We start from the raw sequence: 18,871 nt of genomic DNA, 5'->3' as shown, positions 1-18,871 counted from the left end.
GTCCTCAAACGCCGGACGGGCTGGTGCGAGGCCTGTTCGGGGGCTGGGGCGGGGTCGGCGAGGGGAAAGTCCCGGTCGCGGAGGAGAAAGCACCGTCCTTCAGCACCGGCACCCCCTGCGAAGCTCCCGCCTCCACGGCCACCGCCACATCCTCCGCGAAGCCGTACCCCCGCAACTCCGCCCCCGACGCACAGTCGGCGACAGCCGAGGCGACATCCCCGCACGACACGAACGCGCCCGCGGCAACCGCCGCCTCCGGCGAGATCCCGACCCCCCGCATCGCGGAAATCACCGCCCCCGCCCCCAGCAGATCCTCCACGGCGGGCCGCAAGCTCCCGTCGGTCCACCGCTCACCGGCGGCAACCACGGCCACCGGCCGCCCGGGCACCCCGTACCCCTGCCCCACCAGCCAACTCCCCACCGCCGCCGCGTTCCTGAGGCACCCCGCGACCACCGCTCCGGACGCCCCTGCGGCCGCGGCGATCGCCGATCCGTTGGGCGAGGGCAGCACGAGCCGGGGCGTGAAGGGCGCCCGGCGCAGCGCGGCGGGAGAGAGGGACCACGGTGACGCGGTGCTCATCGCGCGCCGCCCCACCGCCAGTTCGGCACCCCGCCCGGCCGCGAAGGCGACGGCGCTCTCGTCCCGCCACGCGTAGGGGAAGACCTGCGTCCCCGCGTCAACCGCCACCGAAACGGCCGTCGAGAAGGACAGCACGTCGACGACGACCAGGCACCCCGCGTCCGTGTCCAGGGCCGAGCCCGCATCCGTATCCGTATCCGTGTCCGCGTCCGAGTCCGCATCCACGTCGGCGACGCCCGCCATGAGCCGCCGGGCCCCCTCGGGCCCCCACTCGAACCGCACCCCGTACGCGCCCTGCGCGCACCATTCCCCGCCCCGCGTGTGCTTCGTCTTCCCCATGGGACTCATATTGACGGAGCGTTACGTATACGGCCCTCGGTTCGTTGCACATGATTCGGCCACGACGCCGGGCGTCAACCGCTGTGTTCGAGCCAGGGAGTTGCTCGGGTGACGGAGGAGAACGTCCGTGCCGCAAGATTCGAAAGCAGGGGCGGAAACCTCCCTTTGGAGTGAACTCACGCTTGGTCGCTGGCTATTCACTCTCAGTGCGTAAAGATTCCCCCTGTCGATGTTGCCGGTGTCGTGCTCATGCGATGTCCCCATCCAGCGAAGCGCGAGGCTTCCGGCGGCTCCGTAACTCTTGTGGGGGTTCCACCACCTTGAACAGCAACACCTTCCGCCTGCCCGCACGCCGCCTCGGCGTGATCGCCACCGCCACGGTTCTCGTCGCGGGCCCCGCGGCGCTCGCCACCGCGGGACCGCCATCGGCGACGGGCGGCGACAAGGGCCGCGCGAACGCCGTCGTGCTGCGCACCGGGCTCGACGTGTCCCTGCTCAACAAGACCGTGAACGTCCCGCTCAGGGTCGCGCTCAACGAAGTCCAGGCGCCCGCGAGCGCCGAGAAGACCGCCCTCACCGCGACGCTGGACGGAGTCGACGGCGGACAGCCGTTCAGCGTGCTCCGGGCCGACGTCGCCACCGCGAAGGCGACCGTCGAGGACGGGAAGGCGGAGGGGTACAGCAACATCGCCCGGGCGAAGGTGCACGTGCCGGGCCTGCCGCTGCTGTCCCTCATCGAGGTCGAGCAGGTGACGTCCAAGGCGGTCTGCGCGGCGGGCAAGCGGCCCGTGGCCGAGGCGAACCTCCTGGGCGGAGTGACCGTGCTCGGCAAGAAGGTCACGCTGTCGGCGGGCGGCACGACGCAGGTGAAGGTGCCGGGGGTCGGCGAGGTGCGGCTCGACCTGTCGAAGACGCACACGACGTCGCGTACGGCGGCGGCGTCCGCCCTTGAGCTGAAGGTCTCCGTGAATCCCCTGAAGCTGAACGTCGCGGAGGTGGAGGGGACGGTGACGCTCGCGGGCGCGTCGTGCGAGACGCCCGCGGCGGCGGCGAAGCCGGAGCCTTCGACTCCCGCGAAGCCGAAGCCGGAGCCGGAGCCGCAGGGCGGCAAGGAGGAGAAGCCGGTGGCCGAGAAGCCGCAGGAGGCGAACCTCGCCGAGACCGGGGGGAACTCCTCCACGCCGTACCTGGTGGGCGGCGCGGTCGTGCTGCTCGCCGCCGGGGGTGGGGCGGTGGCGATGACGCGCCGGGGGCGCAGGGGCTGAGGTCAGGGGGCCTCAAACGGCGGCAGGGCTGAAGATTTCCCCGCGCCGGGGAGATCTCAGCCCGTCCGGCGTCGGCGTTTGAGGACGAACTCGGCAAGCCGGTGATGGCGGCGACCGGTGTCCCGGTTTCAGCGCCCCAGCGCCCCCCGCACCGCAGCCAACAACCGATCCGTGGTCTCGGCGTCCCGTACCGCCACCCGAAGCCACTCGTCCCCGAGCCCCGGGAACGTATCCCCGCGCCGCAAGGCGAAGCCCCGTTCCCGCAGGCGGTCGCGGAGAGCCCGGGCCCCGGGGGCCCGGAGCAGGACGAAGGGGCCCTCCGCGGGCTCCACGGCGCGCACCCCGAAGGGGGCGAACTCTCGTATACCGTCCAGGAGATGGGCCCGGTCCGCGGTGATCTGCCGCGCCGCCGCCGACGCCTCGGCCAGCGCCGCAGGCGCCACGCACGCCTCCGCCGCCGCGAGCGCGGGGGAGGAAACCGGCCAGAGCGGCTGCGCGGCAGCGAGCGTCGCGATCGTCTCCGGATCGGACAAGACGTAACCGATCCGCAGCCCCGCCAGGCCCCACGTCTTGGTGAGGCTGCGCAGCACCACGAGCCCCGGCACGTCCGTACGGCCCGCGAGGGCCTCCCGCTCGTCCGGCACCGCGTCCATGAACGCCTCGTCCACCACCAGGAACCGTCCGGGACGGGCGAGCGAGGCGATCGAGGCGGAGGGGTGGAGCACGGACGTCGGGTTCGTCGGATTGCCGATCACGACCAGGTCGGCGCCCTCCGGGACCGCCGCCCCGGAGAGCTGGAAGCCGTCCTCCTCCCGGAGCAGGACCCGCCCCACCGCGTGCCCCGCATCCCGCAGCGCCGCCTCGGGCTCGGTGAACTGCGGGTGCACCACCACCGGCTGACGCACCTTCAGGGCGCGGGCGAGCAGTACGAAGGCCTCCGCCGCGCCCGACGTGAGCAGCACCCGGTCCGGCGTCACGCCGTGCCGCGCCGCCACCGCGGCCCGTGCCGCACGGCCGTCCGGATAGGCGGCGAGGCCGTCCAGCGAGGCGGCGAGGTGCTGCTTGAGCCAGGCGGGCGGGGTGTTCGCGCGGACGTTCACCGCGAGATCGGTCAGGTCCGCGGCGCCGCGTACCTCGGCATCCCCGTGATGCCGCAGGTCAGGACCGCCGTCGCGCTCAGCGGGCAGGTGCATGGGATCCGTCGTCCGTTCCGGAGGCAGGTGCATGGGATCCGTGGTCCGTTCCGGAAGGGGAGCCCGTCAGCGGGCCGCCGTCGGCCGCCGCCTCCCGGTAGCGCTCCATGACGAGGTCGAGCAGTTCGTCGGCGGGGCCGATCACGTCCGCCGGGTGCACCTCGATCTCCGGGTGCGCCGCCGCCCAGCCGTCCGTCTGCTGGAGGATCCGCTCCGGCAAGGTGCCGGTGAACAGGAAGTAGGGCAAGACGACGATCCGGGCCGCGCCCAGACGCACGCAGCGGTCGAGGCCGGAGGGCACGTCCGGCGCGGCGAGCGACACGAACGCCGTCTCGACACCCGCGTAACCACGCCCCTCCCACAGCAGCCGGGCCGCCCTGTGCACATCGGCGTTGGCCTCCGGGTCCGTCGAACCGTCGGCCACCAGGAGCACCATGACGTTCGAGCGGTCACCGGGCGTGCGGGCCGGACCGCCGAGCGCCTCGTCCACGCGGCGGCCGAGGACCCTCAGGAGCGAGGGGTGCGGGCCGAGCGGGCGGCCGCGGGAGTACGAGAGACCGGAGTGGCGCTCCCGGGCACCGCCGAGCGCCGCATGCAGGCCGCCCGCGGCATTCCCCGACTCCAGCAGCGTCAGCGGCACGGCCGCCACACGTTCCGCCCCGAGCCCCACGAGCTCGGTGACCGCGTCGGCGAGCGACGGCGACGAGGACGCGGCGAAGCCGCCGGCGACCGGCAGTTCGGGGTCGCGGCGGGCGAGTACCCGCACGAAGTCCCGGAAGGCGTTCGCCCCGGCCTCGTCCCGGATGCCGTGTCCGGCGATGAGCAGTGCGGGCGGGCTGGTCACTGGAACTCCTTGATCGCTTTGCCTGTTCCGTTCGGATGAGCTGTTCCGTTCGGATGAGGTGGAGGCGCGCACGGCGCCCCGTACGAGAGGCGTGTGGCGCGCGACGGCACAGGTTGCCATGGGCGCCCGCCCGTCCGGCGCCGACTTCTGCTTGGGCACGAGGAGTTCACCGCCGCCGCACAATGCGGAGGCCTCCGCCACGGACGGTGTACCCGTGGCGGCGAGCGGCGCGTAGGAAGGGTTCGGCACATCGACACGGGCCAGCTCGTCGGCCGCGTACGCCACGACCGGTACCCCCAGTCGCGCCGCCGCCGCGACGATGCCGGGCTCATCGGCCTTCGTGTCGACGGTCGCCAGCGCGGCGACGCAGGCCGGGGACAGCCCCGCGTCCCGGAGGGTGTCCCGCACCAGGCCGAGGATTTCATCGGCCGGTGCGCCTTTGCGGGCCCCGACGCCCACCACGAGGCCCGCGGACCGCCCGCCGGACCCGGCGGCCTGCTCATCGACGGCCGCCACCTGTTCGAGGGACACCGCCGGGGTCGCCCCGCCGGGGGCTGCTTCGGTGTCTGCCATGGCCGGGGCTCCTCTCGTACGGGACAGAAACGGATCGGTGCGCTCTGCGCGACCGGATGTGGATGTGCGGGGCAGGGGGTCAATCGGCTAGCAAGGGCCCATGGCGGTGTTCGTGGCGCTCGGCGCCTTTGTGATGACCCTGGTGGGCGGCTGGACGGCCCAGCGGGTCACCGACCGGCGCCATCTCGTCCTCGGCCTCGCGGGCGGTCTGATGCTCGGCGTGGTCGGCCTCGACCTGCTGCCGGAGGCGCTCGACGCCGCGGGCGGCCCGGTCTTCGGCGTACCCGCGGCGCTGCTCCTGTTCGTCGCGGGGTTCCTCGCCGCGCACCTGGTGGAACACCTCCTCGCGGGCCGCCACGCCGCGCACGGGGCGGACGAGCACACGAACGGCCGGGTCCCGCAGGTGGGCCTGACGGCGGCCGGTGCGATGGTCGGCCACAGCGCCATGGACGGTGTCGCGATCGGTGCCGCGTTCCAGGTGGGCGGAGGCATGGGCGTGGCGGTCGCGCTCGCCGTCGTCGCCCATGACTTCGCGGACGGCTTCAACACGTACACGCTCACCAGTCTGTACGGCAACGCCCGCCGCAAGGCCCTCGCGATGCTCTTCGCGGACGCGGTGGCCCCCGTCGTGGGCGCCGCTTCGACGCTCCTGTTCACCATTCCGGAGCAACTGCTCGGCGGATATCTCGGCTTCTTCGGCGGCGCGCTGCTCTACCTCGCGGCCGCCGAGATCCTTCCGGAGGCGCACCACGACCACCCGGCGCGCTCGACGCTGCTGTGCACGGTGGCGGGGGCCGCGTTCATCTGGCTGGTGGTGGGCATCGCGGAGTGAGACCACGGCGTGAGGAGGTCTCACCCCCCGCACCTCTCCACGAACCTGCGGGCGATGCCCGGCTCGGCGGCCCAGTGCGTGTGCAGATAGCTCGCGTGCACGCCCTGCTGCACGAAGCCCTCCACGCGCCGCTCGGGGGAGTGCATCCCCCAGGCGGGCGCCGCCCCCGCGCCGGGTTCGACGACGGTGCGGTGGAACTCGTGCCCCCGCATCCGGGTCCCGGTCGCGGCGAGGGGGCTGTCGGACACGGCGACGGCGTCGCGGTAGCCGAGCGTCAGACGCTCCGACATACGGGCGCTGGCGTCGAGCACCCCGCACATCGGCTTCCCGTCAAGATCCCGGGTCAGGTAGAGCAGCCCGGCGCACTCGGCGGCGACGGGCGCCCCGCTCAGCGCGAGATCCGCGACGGCTTTGCGCAGCGGTTCGTTGGCGGAGAGCTCGGGCGCGTACACCTCGGGGAACCCGCCCCCGATGATCAGCCCCGCGGTGCCGGGCGGCAGTTCCTCGTCGTGCAGCGGATCGAAGACGACCACGTCGGCGCCCGCGGCCGTGAGCAGTTCGGTGTGCTCGGTGTACGAGAACGAGAACGCGGCCCCGCCCGCGACGGCCACCACAGGCCTGCGCCCGCCGTCAGTCCCGCCGCGCCCGCCGTCAGGCCCGCGCCCGCCGTCCCGCAACGGCTCGTCCGGCGTGCGAGGCGCTCCCGCACCCGGATCCCACGTCTCGCCGGTCATCTCGGGCGCACTGCGCGCCAGTGCGAGAAGCGCGTCGAGATCGCAGCCCTCCCGCACCCGGGAGGCCAGGGCGGCCACCGACTCGACGGCTTCGGTCTGCCGCTCGACCACCGGGACGAGCCCCAGATGCCGCGAGGGCGTCCGCACCTGGCCGACGCGGCCGAGCGCGCCGAGCACCGGCACCCCGGACTCGCCCAGGGCGTCCCGCAGCAACTCCTCGTGGCGCGCGGACCCCACCTTGTTCAGGATCACGCCCCCGAGCCGCACCTCCGGGTCCCAGGACGCGAACCCGTGCACGAGCGCGGCGACGGAGCGGGACTGCGACGACGCGTCGACGACGAGCACCACGGGCGCCCGCAGCAGCTTCGACACATGCGCGGTGGAGGCGAGTTCCCCCTGCCCGGAGACCCCGTCGTACAGCCCCATGACGCCCTCGACCACGGCGAGATCGGCGCCCCGCGCCCCGTGGTTGAACAGCGGCGCCACCATCTGCGGCCCGCACATGAACGCGTCGAGGTTCCGCCCGGGGCGGCCCGTGGCCAGCGCGTGATAGCCGGGGTCGATGTAGTCGGGCCCCACCTTGTGCGGGGACACCGCGAGCCCCGCCGCCGAGAACGCGGCCATCAACCCCGTGGCCACGGTCGTCTTCCCGCTCCCGGACGACGGCGCGGCGACGACAAGCCGAGCTACCACTCGATGCCCCTCTGGCCCTTCTGACCTGCGTCCATCGGATGCTTCACCTTGGACATGTCGGTGACCAGATCGGCGAACTCGACCAGGGCCTCGGGTGCGTAGCGCCCGGTGATGACGACGTGCTGGTGCCCGGGGCGATTCCGCAGGACCTCGACCACCTCGTCCACGTCGATCCACCCCCAGTGCAGGAGATAGGCGAACTCGTCGAGGACGTACAGCGAGTACGTCTCGGCGGCGAGGTCGCGCTTGACCTGCTCCCACCCCTCGCGGGCCTTGTCCTCGTGGCTCGGCTCGCCCTCGGCGGGCGCCCGCTGGATCCACGACCAGCCCTCGCCCATCTTGTTCCAGGTGACGGAGCCGCCCTCGTCGGACGCCCCCAGCACCTTGAGGGCGTTCTCCTCGCCGACCTTCCACTTCGCCGACTTCACGAACTGGAAGACCCCGATGGGCCACCCCTGATTCCAGGCCCGCAGCGCCATCCCGAAGGCGGCGGTGGACTTTCCCTTGCCGATCCCGGTGTGCACCATGACCAGCGGCCGGTTGCGCCGCTGACGCGTGGTGAGCCCGTCGTCCGGCACCACGTTCGGCTGTCCCTGCGGCATCAGGCCACGCTCCTCATCCGATGTCCCTGTACGTCCTTAACAAGCCCGGCGATGGACTCGGCCCGCAGCTCGTCGAGCGTCACGGCGGTCCCGCCGAGCTCCCCCGCGAGCTGTCCCGCGAGCCCGAGCCTGACGGGCCCGAACTCGCAGTCGACGACCACGGAGGCGATCCCCGCGGCCCCGAAGAGCCTCGCGGCGCGCCCCGCCGTGGCCACCGGCTCCACGCCTCCCGTGGCCCGGCCGTCCGTGACGACCACGACAAGCGGCCGCCGTGCCGGGTCCCGCAGCCGCTCGACCCGCAGCACCTCGTGCGCCCTGAGCAGCCCGGCCGCCAGCGGCGTACGCCCGCCCGTGGGCAGCGTCTCCAGGCGGGCGGCAGCGGCGTCGACGGACGAGGTCGGCGGCAGCGCCACCTCGGCATCGGCGCCCCGGAAGGTCACGAGCCCGACCTTGTCCCGGCGCTGGTAGGCATCGAGCAGCAGCGAGAGCACCGCACCCTTCACGGCGCTCATCCGCTTCCGCGCGGCCATCGATCCGGAGGCGTCCACCACGAAGAGCACGAGGTTGCCCTCACGCCCCTCCCGCGTCGCCTGCCGCAGATCGTCCCGCCGTACGACGAGCCCTCGCCCCGAGCGACCCCGCGCCCGCTGATGCGGGGCAGCCGCCTGCACGGTGGCCGCCAGGTGCAGCTTGGTGAGCGCCCCCTGCGGCCGCCGGGCCCCCGTGGTGCGCCCGTGCTCGGTTCGCGCCCTGGAGCGCCGCCCGGCGGCACCCTCACCGAGGCCGGGCACGCTCAGCATCTTCGTGCGGAACGGCTCGGAGGCCCCTACGGCCTGCTGCTCACCGGCGGCCGCGGCGGGAGCCTGCGCGGGCGATGCGTCGTCGTCCTGCCCGCTGTCGCTCCCGCTGCTGTCGGCGGGGGAGTCGTGGGCGTCGGGGGCCGGGGCATCGGGTGCTGCAGGGGCGTCGGGGCCGTCGGGGTCGCCCTGAGGCGGCTGCCCGCCCCCGCCCGGACCGTCCGGGTCGTCGTCCCCGTCCGTCCCGTCCGTGTTGTCGCCGTCGTCGCCGTCGTCGCCGTTCTGCTCCAGCGTGTCGTCGAGCTTGTCCTCGTCGAGCCCCGGCGCGTCGAAGGGGTTGCGCCGCCGCCGGTGCGGAAGCGCGAGCAGAGCGGCCTGCCGCACGTCCTCGGCCAGTACGTCCTCGCGCCCGGCCCAGGCGGCGAGCGCCGTCGCCGTACGCGCCATCACGATGTCGGCCCGCATCCCGTCGACCTCGAAGGCCGCGCAGGTCGCGGCGATCTGCCGCAACGCGCCGTCGCCGAGCCGCACCCGGGGCAGCAGCGCGCGTGCCGCGACGATCCGCTCCCGCAGCGCGGTCTCGTCCTCGTGCCACCGCGCGGCGAACCCCTCCGCGTCGTCGTCGTACGCGAGCCGCCGCCGTACGACCTCGACCCGCTGGTCGGTCTCGCGCGACGCGGCGACCTCGACGGTGAGGCCGAACCGGTCGAGCAACTGCGGGCGCAGCTCGCCCTCTTCGGGGTTCATGGTGCCTACGAGCAGGAACCGCGCGGCGTGCCGCACGGACACGCCCTCGCGCTCGACGTACGAGGCGCCCATGGCGGCGGCGTCGAGCAGCAGGTCGACCAAGTGGTCGTGCAGCAGGTTGACTTCGTCGACGTAGAGGATGCCGCGGTGGGCGTCGGCGAGCAGCCCCGGCTCGAAGGCCTTCACGCCCTCGGCGAGCGCCCGCTCGATGTCCAGGGCTCCGACGAGGCGGTCCTCGGAGGCGCCGACGGGCAGTTCGACCATGCGGGCGTCCCGCACCGATGCCCCGCCCGCCTCGTGCGGACCGTCGGGGCAGGCGGGGTCCGGGGCGGCCGGGTCGCAGGAGAAGCGGCATCCGGCGACGACGGGCACCTGCGGAAGGAGCGCGGAGAGCGCCCGCACGGCGGTGGACTTGGCGGTGCCCTTCTCGCCGCGGACGAGCACACCGCCGACGGCGGGCGAGACGGCGTTGAGCAGCAGGGCGAGCCGCAGGTCGTCCTGTCCGACGAGAGCGGTGAACGGATAGGGGGTGCTCACAAGGCCTCCAGTACGTGGTTCCGGGCGGGGCAGCGGGCAGCGGATCTCGCCCGCCCCGCTCCGCCGGTCATGAGGGCGCCCCGGGTGCGATGAAGGGGAGGCCGGAGGGGGCGCCGGTCTCGATCAGGCGCAGCAGCGCGTCGGTGTCCGCGTGGTGCTCGATCAGGTCGCCGAGCAGGTCGAGCTGCTCCTCGCGCAGCGCGCCGAAGCTGGTGTCGGGCGCGGGCACGAAGCGGCGGCCCGCGGCGCGGGCGACCTCGGCCAGGAAGCGGCGCCGGAACGCGTCGCTCTCCAGGGAGCCGTGCCAGTGCGTGCCCCACACCTCGCCCACCCGGCAGCCGTCCAGGAAGGGCTCTCCGCCCAGGACTTCGGCGACGCCGTGATGGATCTCGTACCCCTCGACGGGTTCGCCGAGGGCCTCGCCGACCGGCCTGGCGAGGGTCTTCTCCCGCTCGAAGCGCACGCGCACGGGCAGCAGACCGAGCCCGTCCACCGCGCCCTCGCGTGACTCCACCTCGTCCTCGATGTGCTCGCCGAGCACCTGGAAGCCGCCGCAGATCCCGAGCACGGGGCGCCCCTCTGCGGCGCGCCGCGCGATGGCGTCCGCGAGGCCCCGCTCGCGCAGCCACTCCAAGGCGCGGACGGTGCCGCGCGTGCCGGGTACGACCACGAGATCGGCGTCGACGAGTTCCTCGGCGCGGTCCACGAACCGCACGACGACACCGGGTTCGGCGGCCAGCGCGTCCACGTCCGTGAAGTTCGACATCAGCGGCACGGCACAGACCGCGACCCGCAGCACGTCCTCGCCGACCGGGGGAGCGACGACGGACTCCCGTACGGCACCCCGCAGGGACACCCGCAGGCCGTCCTCCTCGTCGATGCCGAGGCCGTGCTGGAACGGCAGCACGCCGAACGTGCGCCGCCCGGTGAGGTCCTTGAGCATGTCGAGCCCGGGTTCGAGCAGCGAGACGTCGCCCCGGAACTTGTTGACGAGATACCCCGCGACCAGCTCCTGGTCCTCGGCGCTCAGCAGCGCTGTGGTCCCGAAGAAGGACGCGAAGACGCCCCCGCGGTCGATGTCGCCGACGACCAGGACGGGGAAGCGGGCGGCCCGCGCGATGCCCATGTTCACGATGTCCGTGCGCCGCAGATTGATCTCGGCGGGACTGCCCGCGCCTTCGCAGATCACGGCGTCATAGCTGCCCCGGAGTTCTTCGAGGCATCCCACGACGGTGGAGAGCAACTGCTCCTGGCGCCCCCCGTGCAGCCCTTTCCCGGGGGACGACCCCCCAGACCCCCCGAAGAACCCGCGCGCGCTCATCTCGCCCACGGGCTTGCCCATGAGGACGACCTGGCTGCTGCGGTCGCTGCCCGGCTTGAGCAGTACGGGGTTCATCAGCGCGCTCGGCTCGACCCGGGCGGCCTGCGCCTGCATGGCCTGGGCCCGCCCGATCTCCGCGCCCTCGCGCGTGACGAAGGAGTTGAGCGACATGTTCTGCGCCTTGAACGGCGCGACGGAGACCCCTTTACGGGCCAGCCACCGGCAGATCCCGGCGGTGATCACGCTCTTGCCGGCATCCGACGTGGTGCCGGCGACGAGCAGCCCACCCCTCATCACGCCCCGCCCTTCCGTATGGTGCTCACCGCTGCCGCGACGCCCAGGGCAAGGAGCCCCACCCGGCGCGACAGCTTCACGGCCCGTTCGATGTCGGCGACTTCGACGCCGCGCCCGTCCCCGTTCAGGACGGGCCGGTGCTCGACCCGGCCTCCGTACGAGAGGCTCCCCCCGAGCCTTACCCCCAACGCCCCCGCGAAGGCGGCCTCCACGGGCCCCGCATTGGGGCTCGGATGCTTGGCGGCGTCCGCACGCCAGGCCCGCACGGCGCCCCGCGGCGCATCCCCGGCGGCAGCGGCGAGGACGGCGGTGAGCCGGGCACCCGGCCACCCCAGGACGTCGTCGAGGCGCGCGGAGGCCCATCCGTAGCGCCGGTACTTCACGGACTTGTGCCCGACCATGGCGTCGAGCGTGTTCACTGCCCGGAAGCCGACGAGCCCCGGCACCCCGCCGAGCGCGCCCCACACCAGGGCGCCGACCACCGCGTCGGAGGTGTTCTCGGCGACGGACTCGACCACGGCCCGCGCGATGCCGTCGGCGTCGAGGGCCTGCGGATCCCGCCCGCACAGATGCGGCAGGCGCTCCCTGGCGACCTCGACGTCTCCGGCGGCGAGCGCCCCGCCGATGGCCCGCGCCTCGCGTCCAAGGGAGGTCCCGCCGACCACGGCCCAGGTGGCGGCGGCGGTCAGCGCGACGGAGGCGGCGCGTGAGTCGCGTACGAGAGAAGAGGCCAGGGCGGCGGCACCGGCCGCGCCCCCGGCGCACACCACGGCATGCAGGGCGCCCCACCCGCGGTGGTCACGCCACAGCACACGCTCGACGGCACCCGCGGCCCGACCGAACACGGCGACCGGATGCCCGCGGCGGGGATCGCCGAGGAACAGATCACCGAGGAGGCCGGCGGCGGCGCCGTACGCGAAGTCGCGATCGGCACTCATGGCTTCAGCCGGCCGGTACGAGGAAGGGAGCGAGGAGCCCGACCCGGACGGGCAGGGGCACAGAAACCGGCAACGGGCGGCCGCGCATGGCGATATGTCCTCACTCAGGGTGTCCGCGCCCTGATTCGACGAGATCGGCGGCGAGAGTTCCTGGCTTTCGGGGGACCGGCTGAGCAGTTCCTCGATGACAGTGGCGGGACCGCGCCGGATTCGCACCGGCTTCCTCTTCTGCCGCCGTAATGGCTCGGGGAAGTCCACCACGCCCGCGTACGCCCGTCAACTTGCCGTTGACCTGGGACGGGAGAGTGTGCCGAGGCCCACAGCCGGGCCCACCGCCGGGCTCGCGGCCGGGCCCACGCACGAAGGCGGGGTGCGGGTCGCCGAAGCGTCCCGCACCCCGCCCGGAGCTGCGATCGTCAGGCGACGATCAGATAGATCCCGTACGCCACTGCCGCCGCGCAGAGCGCGAAGCAGGCGTACGCTCCCGCGCGCGCCGTCGCGGGGGAGCCGCCCGTGGCGGCGGTCGCGCCGGATGTCGCCGCCTCGTGCTTGGAGAGGCCGACGATGCCGAGGGTGAACAGACCCACCAGGGCCACCGTCACCGCGAGGCTGACTCCGAAGACGGAGCCGAGAGCTGCCCAGTCGATGTTCATGCTGAGTCCTTACACCGTGGCGGGCCGGGCGGGGTCCGCCACGGTGCCGGTCGGGGCCGGGGCCGGGATGGTGGTCTTGACGTGGTCGACGTCCGAGGTCGTCACGGCCGAGCCGGTGGGCGGCGGCGTGACGGCGGCCATCGCGGTGGTCACGACACCGGCGGGCTCGGCGGCAGGGGCGCCGCCGATCTCGTCGTCGGCGACGTTCGTGTGGTCGACGGCGTTGCGCCGGGACAGCGTCCAGATGACGGCGGAGCCGATCACCAGAAGCGCCGCGGTCGCCCCGACGCCCCAGGGGCCCTGCTTTGTGAGGAACTCGGCGCCCGCACCGACCAGACCGGCGGCGGGGAGCGTGAGGCCCCAGGCGACGAACATGCGGGTCGCCGTGGACCAGCGGACCACACCGCCCTTGCGGCCGAGGCCCGCGCCCATCACGGCGCCCGAGCAGACCTGGGTGGTGGAGAGCGAGAAGCCGATGTGCGAGGAGGCGAGGATCGCGGTCGCGGCGCTGGTCTGGGCGGCGAAGCCCTGCTGCGGCGCGAGGTCGGTGAGGCCCTTGCCCATGGTGCGGATGATGCGCCAGCCGCCGAGGTAGGTGCCGAGCGCGATGGCGACACCGGCCGAGACGATGACCCACATCGGGGGGTTGGCGCCGGGGTTCAGGACGCCGCCGGTGATCAGGGCGAGCGTGATGATGCCCATGGTCTTCTGCGCGTCGTTCGTGCCGTGGGCCAGCGAGACGAGGCCCGCGGAGGCGATCTGACCGGCGCGGTAGCCCTTGGCGGTCGCCTTGGTGTCGGTGTTGCGCCCGATGCGGTACGTCAGGCGCGTGGCCAGCGTCGCGGCGATGCCGGCCACCAGGGGCGCGGCGATCGCGGGGATCAGGATCTTGGTGACGACGGTGCCGCCGTCGATCGACGACCAGCCCATCGACATGACCGCGGCGCCGATGAGGCCGCCGAAGAGTGCGTGGGAGGAGCTGGAGGGCAGGCCCACCAGCCAGGTCAACAGATTCCAGAGGATCGCGCCCACCAGGGCGGCGAAGATCACCTCTGTTTTGAGCCCGTCCTCGTTGACGATGCCGCCAGAGATCGTCTTGGCGACTTCGACCGACAGGAATGCGCCGACGAGATTCAGCACGGCGGACATGGCCACCGCCGTCTTGGGCTTGAGGGCGCCGGTCGAGATGGTTGTGGCCATCGCGTTGGCTGTGTCGTGGAAACCGTTCGTGAAATCGAACACGAGAGCGGTAACGATCACGATCCCGAGGAGAAGCGTGATGTGTTCCATTTACCCAGGCTTCTGTTGGACGTCAGTGGCAAGTGGAACGTAGGCAAGCAGGGTGAACGGAAAGTGAACTGGGTCGGGCCGTGCGGTGACCCAATCTGGGGCGCCGCCACTCCGGTTCCGTCATGGCCCTGACGAAGATCGACCGGAGCGGCGTCACGAGGCCCGGAATCCGGGCTTCCAGCGGGTCGGCGCGACCCCTCGGACTACCCCCGGGCGAACCTCTTCAACTGTGTCATCGAGCCGTTGAAGAGATCCTGGTCACCCGGCAGTCTGCCGCCGTTGTCGTGCTGCCAGAACGTGAGGTACGACCAGCCCCTCGGCAGCTTCCCCGACGTCGGCGACCAGTGCGCGAGCCACAGCGCGTGCGTCGATCCGAAGGCGCGGCTGCCGCCTGTGCAGTCGTTCCACCAGTTGGTGGTCGTGTAGATCACGGGGCGCCGCCCCGACTGCCGCTTCACCTCGTCGCTGAAGGACTTGATCCAGTTGACCATGCCCGCCTTGCCGATGCCGTAGCACTTGCGTTTGCCGTACGGATTGCGCTCGATGTCGAGCGCGGGCGGCAGCGTCCGGCCGTCCGCCCGCCACCGCCCGCCGTGCTTCATGAAGTACCTGGCCTGCTTCTTGCCCGACGACTTGCTCGGCACCGCGAAGTGGTACGCGCCGCGGATGAGGCCCGCGTTGCGGGAGCCGTTGTACTGGTGCCTGAAGCGAGGGTTGCGGTACGTGTGGGACTCGGTGGCCTTGACGTAGACGAAACGTGCGCCTTTGGCCTTCGCCTTCTTCCAGTTGACGTGCTTCTGGTGCGAGGAGACGTCGTGCCCCCTCGGCTTGCCCGCCGCCGAAACCGGAATCTCGGCGGCGGCACTCACCCCCAGAGCCAGAGTCGCCGCCGAGGCCGCGATGACGCGGGCGCGACGGCGGGACGGTGTGTGGTCACGAGCCATATTTCCCCCTATGGCGACGTGCGGGACAAATCTTCCGGAGAGTACTGGAAGATCATCGAATGCCGGTCGATCACCGGCCAATCACCCCCAGGGGGGTATGTATGCGTATTTGGCCCTTACGGACTCCCGGGCTCCGCACTACGGTGCCGCGGCCCCTGGCTGGCAGGATCGCGGCATGACGGAGCAGCGGGGCGTGACGGGCCGGCGGGGCGATGACCGGCAGGAGCGGGGCGATGACCGGCCGGAGGCGATCGGGCGGGCGTGGGGCGAGCTGGTGGCCGCGGCCCGCAGGACGGTGACGGACGGCCTGGTGGTCGGCACGTCGGGCAACGTCTCGGTACGCGTCGGCGGGACGATCCTGGTCACCCCGAGCGGAGTGCCGTACGACCGCCTGGGACCGCAGGACGCGGTCGGCGTCGACGAGGACGGCAACCAGCTCTTCGGCCACCTCGCCCCCACCAGCGAACTGCCCATGCACCTGGCGGTCTACCGCACCACGCACGCCGGAGCCGTGGTTCACACCCACGCGGTGCACGCCACCGCCGTCTCCACCCTCGTCCCCGAGCTCCCGCCCATCCACTACATGGCGGCCGCACTCGGCGGCCCGGTCCGGGTCGCCCGGTACGCCCCCTACGGCTCCGACGAGTTGGCCGAGAACATGCTCCGGGCCCTCGGGGAGCGCACGGGCTGCCTGCTCCAGAACCACGGCACCATCACCTACGGCGACACCCTGGACCAGGCCTACGACCGCACGGCCCAGCTGGAGTGGATGTCCCGCCTGTGGCTGACGGCCAGCGCGGTGCCGGGCCACGCCCCGACCCTCCTGTCCGCGGGACAGCTGCGGGAAGCGGAGGACAGGCTGCGGGGATACGGCCAACGGTGAGGGGCCGCCGCCACGGCGGTCTCGTCCCGCGCGGCCACGGATTCAGCGCATCACCTGCGGGTAGCCGGACGACATGACGTCACCCCGCGGGCTACGCCCACTGGCCGTGGCCACCCGCCCGCCGGACACTGGGCAGGTGCGCCCAGCCAAAGCGACGGCAACGGCCGTCACCGCCGTCACGACCGCCCTCCTGGGCGGCGCAGCCGCCGTCGCCGCGGGCCGGTTCGCCAGCAACGCGGCCCTGAAGCCGCCGGCGGGCCGGCCGCTGCCGACCGAGCCCCGCCTCACGGTCCACGCGATCGCCGCGGGACAGATCACCCTGACCCGCGCCCTCGCGAGCCTGCGCCCCGGCACGTACGGCCTCAGCGGCAACGGCAGCCACGCCGTGATCGGCCCCGTCCTGGACCACGTACCGCACGAGGCGGACACCGTCGTACGCCGCCTGGAGCGCGTCACGCACGGCACCCTGGAACCCGGCGACAAGGTCTGGCTCACCCCGCAGGTCCACATCGGCGACCCGCACGCCGCCCTGGACATCGACCACGCGGACATCGACATCCCCGGCGAACTCGGCGGCCTGCCCGCCTGGTTCGTGCCGGGCATCCGCGACACCTGGGTGATCACCGTGCACGGCCTCGGCACGACCCGCGAGCACCCCATGGTCGTCATGGACTTCCTGCACCACCAGCAGTTCCCGGTGCTCGACATCGCCTACCGCGGCGACATCGGCGCGCCCCGCTCCCCGGACGGCCTCGGCCACCTCGGCGAGACCGAGTGGCGCGACCTGGACGCCGCCATCCGCTACGCCGTGCGGCACGGAGCCCGGAACGTGATCCTGCACGGCTGGTCCACGGGCGCCGCCATGGCCCTGCACGCCGCCGCGCACTCGGCCCTGCGCGAGAGGATCAGCGGACTCGTCCTGGACTCCCCGGTCCTCAACTGGGAGACCACCCTGCGCGCGCTCGCCGCCGCCCGGCGCACGCCGGGGCTCCTGCTGCCGCTCGCCGTGCGCGCCGCACAGGGCCGCACGGGGCTGCGCGGCGACCGCATCCTGGAGACCGCGGACCCCGGGGTGCTCACGGTCCCCACGCTCCTCTTCCACGGCCCCGACGACGTGATCGCCCCCTGGACGCCGTCGCGCCAACTGGCGGCGAGGCGCCCGGAACTGGTCACTCTCCACACCGTTCCGGATGCGCCCCACGGAGCCATGTGGAACGCCGACCCCGCAGGGTATGAAGAGGCGCTGCGGCGCTTCCTCACGCCCCTCATGTAGCGCGCGGGAGCCCCACGGGGCAGCGCTCCGAAGCCCCGCGGAAGCATTCCGTTTGGGTTTTCGGACCGTCAACAGGAAGACTGCTCCCGTGACGTCCCGTATCCCGCGCGACTCAAGGCTCCGACTCGTCCGCGCTCAATCCCCCAGGGCCGAGAGGCGAGCGGGGACGGAGCGCGGTGCGGCGCGGCCCCTGACCACCCCCGGCGCCGTGACGCAGCAGCGCGCACGCCGTCCCGCACCCCGGCCGCCCGAGGGCACACCCGCCCCCGGCGAGCTGGCCAGGATGGCGCGGGGGCGCCTCGCCGACGCCGTCCGCGTCGCCCGCTGGGCCGACACCTCGCTGCGCCCGGGACGCGACCGCGCCGGAGCCGAGCCGGACGGCAGGGGCACCCTCTCCGCCGCCACCGCCGAACGCGCGGCGCAGGAACTGGCGCTGACCCCGGATCAGGTGCGCGCCGACTGGGACACCGCACGCCTCGCGGGCCTCATCGAGGTGCACGGCGACAGCGCCCGCCCCGGCTGGCGGCTGCGTGCCTGGGACCGCGACGACGCCGCCGTGCTGCGCGGCTGGGTCGCCCTCTTCGACGCCTGGTCGCTCGCGCACGCCGCCTCCCGCGACTTGGCGCCCGCCACCGTGGCCGAGACCGTCGAGGCCATGCCGCAGCTCCTGACCCTGCTGCAGCTCTCCGCGGGCCCCGTGCCCGTGCCGCAGCTCCTCGACCTCCTGGACCAGCGCGTCACCGAACTGCGCACCGAGCGCTGCGAGATCCCCTACGGCCCGCAGCCCGAGCCGGTCGACCCGGAGGACACCCCCTCCCTTTCCGCCCTCCTGGACTGGGCGCTGCGCGGCCTCGCCGCCGTCGGCGCGCTGACGTACGCCGAAGGACAGGCCACGCTCACACCGCTCGGCAGCTGGGCCGTCTGGGTCAAGCTGGAGCAGATCTGCGTGGCCGCGCAGAGCCCGGCGGGCAACATCGAGCAGTCCGCCGACGACATGCTCCGCGGCTGCGCACGGCTGCGCCCGAACGCGGCCCGCTCCGAGTACCGCGCCTGGCTGGCGGCCCGCCCCGTCGGCAGCGCCGTCTCCGAGCTCCTGGACGCCGCCCGCGGCGAGGACGCCCTCCTGCGCGGCCTCGCCTTCGAGGCCCTGCGGGTCGTCGGAGCCCCCGCCGAGGCGGAGGTGCGGGCCGTCGTGGACGAGACCTCCCTGCGGCCCTACGCCCTCATCTGGCTCGCCGAGCAGGAGGGCGCCGACCCCGAGGACGTCCATCTCGTCCTGACGCGGGACGAGTCGACGTGGCTGTGGGTCGACACCGCGGCGGCGGTCGCCGACCACGGGGAGACCCATCTGCTCGTCCGGCACCTGGAGTCCGCGGTGCAGCCCACGGTGCCCGCGCTCCTGGACGAGGTCCGGCGCATCGGGCATCCCCGCACCGTGCAGGTCCTGGTGGCGCTTGCCGCGGCCCACCCCGACCCGGCGCTGGCCAAGGCCGTGCGCCGAGCGGCCTTCCAGGTGCACACCGGGGGAGTCTGACCCGC

Annotated in this window: 15 protein-coding genes, 2 pseudogenes and 1 riboswitch; of the genes and pseudogenes, 5 read left to right on the top strand and 12 right to left on the bottom strand. The window is 73.4% G+C overall.

Going from position 1 to position 18,871, the window contains the following annotated elements; translation table 11 throughout:
* Positions 1–4 precede the first annotated feature (4 nt).
* On the bottom strand, positions 5–919 hold the full coding sequence (locus ABZ906_RS13560; RefSeq protein WP_361381615.1) for a 2-phosphosulfolactate phosphatase: 915 nt from the start codon (positions 917–919) through the stop codon (positions 5–7).
* 320 nt (positions 920–1,239) lie between these two features.
* Between ABZ906_RS13560 and ABZ906_RS13555 the strand changes: the two genes are divergently transcribed.
* Positions 1,240–2,184 (top strand): SCO1860 family LAETG-anchored protein, encoded by a 945-nt coding sequence (locus ABZ906_RS13555; RefSeq protein ID WP_361381611.1) that lies wholly within the window; start codon positions 1,240–1,242, stop codon positions 2,182–2,184.
* A gap of 128 nt (positions 2,185–2,312) precedes the next feature.
* Here ABZ906_RS13555 and cobC read toward each other — a convergent pair whose 3' ends face one another.
* The 3 genes and pseudogenes from cobC to ABZ906_RS13540 form a co-directional block, all read right to left on the bottom strand.
* A complete protein-coding gene (gene cobC / locus ABZ906_RS13550; protein ID WP_361381608.1) occupies positions 2,313–3,377 on the bottom strand; it encodes an Rv2231c family pyridoxal phosphate-dependent protein CobC in 1,065 nt (354 codons plus the stop codon).
* Positions 3,378–3,465: 88 nt separating this feature from the next.
* Positions 3,466–4,221: pseudogene (locus tag ABZ906_RS13545) on the bottom strand (sirohydrochlorin chelatase); the annotation flags it as partial.
* A 111-nt stretch (positions 4,222–4,332) separates the two neighbouring features.
* A pseudogene (locus ABZ906_RS13540) lies at positions 4,333–4,794 on the bottom strand (cobalamin biosynthesis protein); the annotation flags it as partial.
* 100 nt (positions 4,795–4,894) lie between these two features.
* Between ABZ906_RS13540 and ABZ906_RS13535 the strand changes: the two are divergent.
* The gene (locus ABZ906_RS13535) at positions 4,895–5,626 is read left to right on the top strand and encodes a ZIP family metal transporter (protein ID WP_361188211.1); all 732 of its coding nucleotides are present in this window, start codon (positions 4,895–4,897) and stop codon (positions 5,624–5,626) included.
* Positions 5,627–5,646: 20 nt separating this feature from the next.
* On the opposite strand, the gene ABZ906_RS13530 is transcribed toward ABZ906_RS13535, so the two are convergent.
* The 8 genes from ABZ906_RS13530 to ABZ906_RS13495 all read right to left on the bottom strand — a co-directional run bounded on the left by ABZ906_RS13530 (position 5,647) and on the right by ABZ906_RS13495 (position 15,176).
* Complete coding sequence (locus ABZ906_RS13530) at positions 5,647–7,053, bottom strand: cobyrinate a,c-diamide synthase (protein WP_361381605.1); 1,407 nt, start codon at positions 7,051–7,053, stop codon at positions 5,647–5,649.
* Positions 7,047–7,655, bottom strand: coding sequence for a cob(I)yrinic acid a,c-diamide adenosyltransferase (gene cobO / locus ABZ906_RS13525; RefSeq protein ID WP_361188206.1), 609 nt, complete (start codon positions 7,653–7,655; stop codon positions 7,047–7,049). Before cobO ends, ABZ906_RS13530 begins: the two co-directional genes overlap by 7 nt.
* On the bottom strand, positions 7,655–9,736 hold the full coding sequence (locus ABZ906_RS13520) for a putative cobaltochelatase (RefSeq protein ID WP_361381602.1): 2,082 nt from the start codon (positions 9,734–9,736) through the stop codon (positions 7,655–7,657). Before ABZ906_RS13520 ends, cobO begins: the two co-directional genes overlap by 1 nt.
* Before the next feature lie 67 nt (positions 9,737–9,803).
* Positions 9,804–11,351 carry a cobyric acid synthase gene (locus ABZ906_RS13515; protein WP_361381600.1) on the bottom strand — a complete coding sequence of 516 codons (1,548 nt, stop codon included), beginning with the start codon at positions 11,349–11,351 and terminating at the stop codon, positions 9,804–9,806.
* Entirely contained in the window at positions 11,351–12,289 is a 939-nt protein-coding gene (locus ABZ906_RS13510) for a cobalamin biosynthesis protein (protein ID WP_361381597.1), read from the bottom strand. Before ABZ906_RS13510 ends, ABZ906_RS13515 begins: the two co-directional genes overlap by 1 nt.
* A gap of 123 nt (positions 12,290–12,412) precedes the next feature.
* Positions 12,413–12,554: riboswitch (cobalamin riboswitch) on the bottom strand.
* Positions 12,555–12,705: 151 nt separating this feature from the next.
* Positions 12,706–12,942: a hypothetical protein gene (locus ABZ906_RS13505; protein ID WP_361188196.1), complete on the bottom strand. Its 237-nt coding sequence runs from the start codon at positions 12,940–12,942 to the stop codon at positions 12,706–12,708.
* A 9-nt stretch (positions 12,943–12,951) separates the two neighbouring features.
* A complete protein-coding gene (locus ABZ906_RS13500) occupies positions 12,952–14,232 on the bottom strand; it encodes an inorganic phosphate transporter (protein ID WP_361188194.1) in 1,281 nt (426 codons plus the stop codon).
* Between the two features lie 203 nt (positions 14,233–14,435).
* Positions 14,436–15,176: a lysozyme gene (locus ABZ906_RS13495; RefSeq protein WP_361381594.1), complete on the bottom strand. Its 741-nt coding sequence runs from the start codon at positions 15,174–15,176 to the stop codon at positions 14,436–14,438.
* A 175-nt stretch (positions 15,177–15,351) separates the two neighbouring features.
* Here ABZ906_RS13495 and ABZ906_RS13490 point away from each other — a divergent pair, with 175 nt between their 5' ends.
* From ABZ906_RS13490 to ABZ906_RS13480, 3 genes are all read left to right on the top strand, one after another.
* Complete coding sequence (locus ABZ906_RS13490) at positions 15,352–16,059, top strand: class II aldolase/adducin family protein (RefSeq protein ID WP_361381591.1); 708 nt, start codon at positions 15,352–15,354, stop codon at positions 16,057–16,059.
* A gap of 136 nt (positions 16,060–16,195) precedes the next feature.
* Positions 16,196–17,332, top strand: a complete 1,137-nt coding sequence (locus tag ABZ906_RS13485) for an alpha/beta hydrolase (RefSeq protein WP_361188187.1) — start codon at positions 16,196–16,198, stop codon at positions 17,330–17,332.
* 208 nt (positions 17,333–17,540) lie between these two features.
* The gene (locus ABZ906_RS13480) at positions 17,541–18,866 is read left to right on the top strand and encodes a hypothetical protein (protein ID WP_361381588.1); all 1,326 of its coding nucleotides are present in this window, start codon (positions 17,541–17,543) and stop codon (positions 18,864–18,866) included.
* The last annotated feature ends 5 nt before the right edge of the window (positions 18,867–18,871 follow it).

Source organism: Streptomyces sp. NPDC046925 (genome assembly GCF_040644915.1).
GTDB lineage: Bacteria > Actinomycetota > Actinomycetes > Streptomycetales > Streptomycetaceae > Streptomyces.
This window is presented reverse-complemented; position numbering and strand designations above follow the sequence as displayed.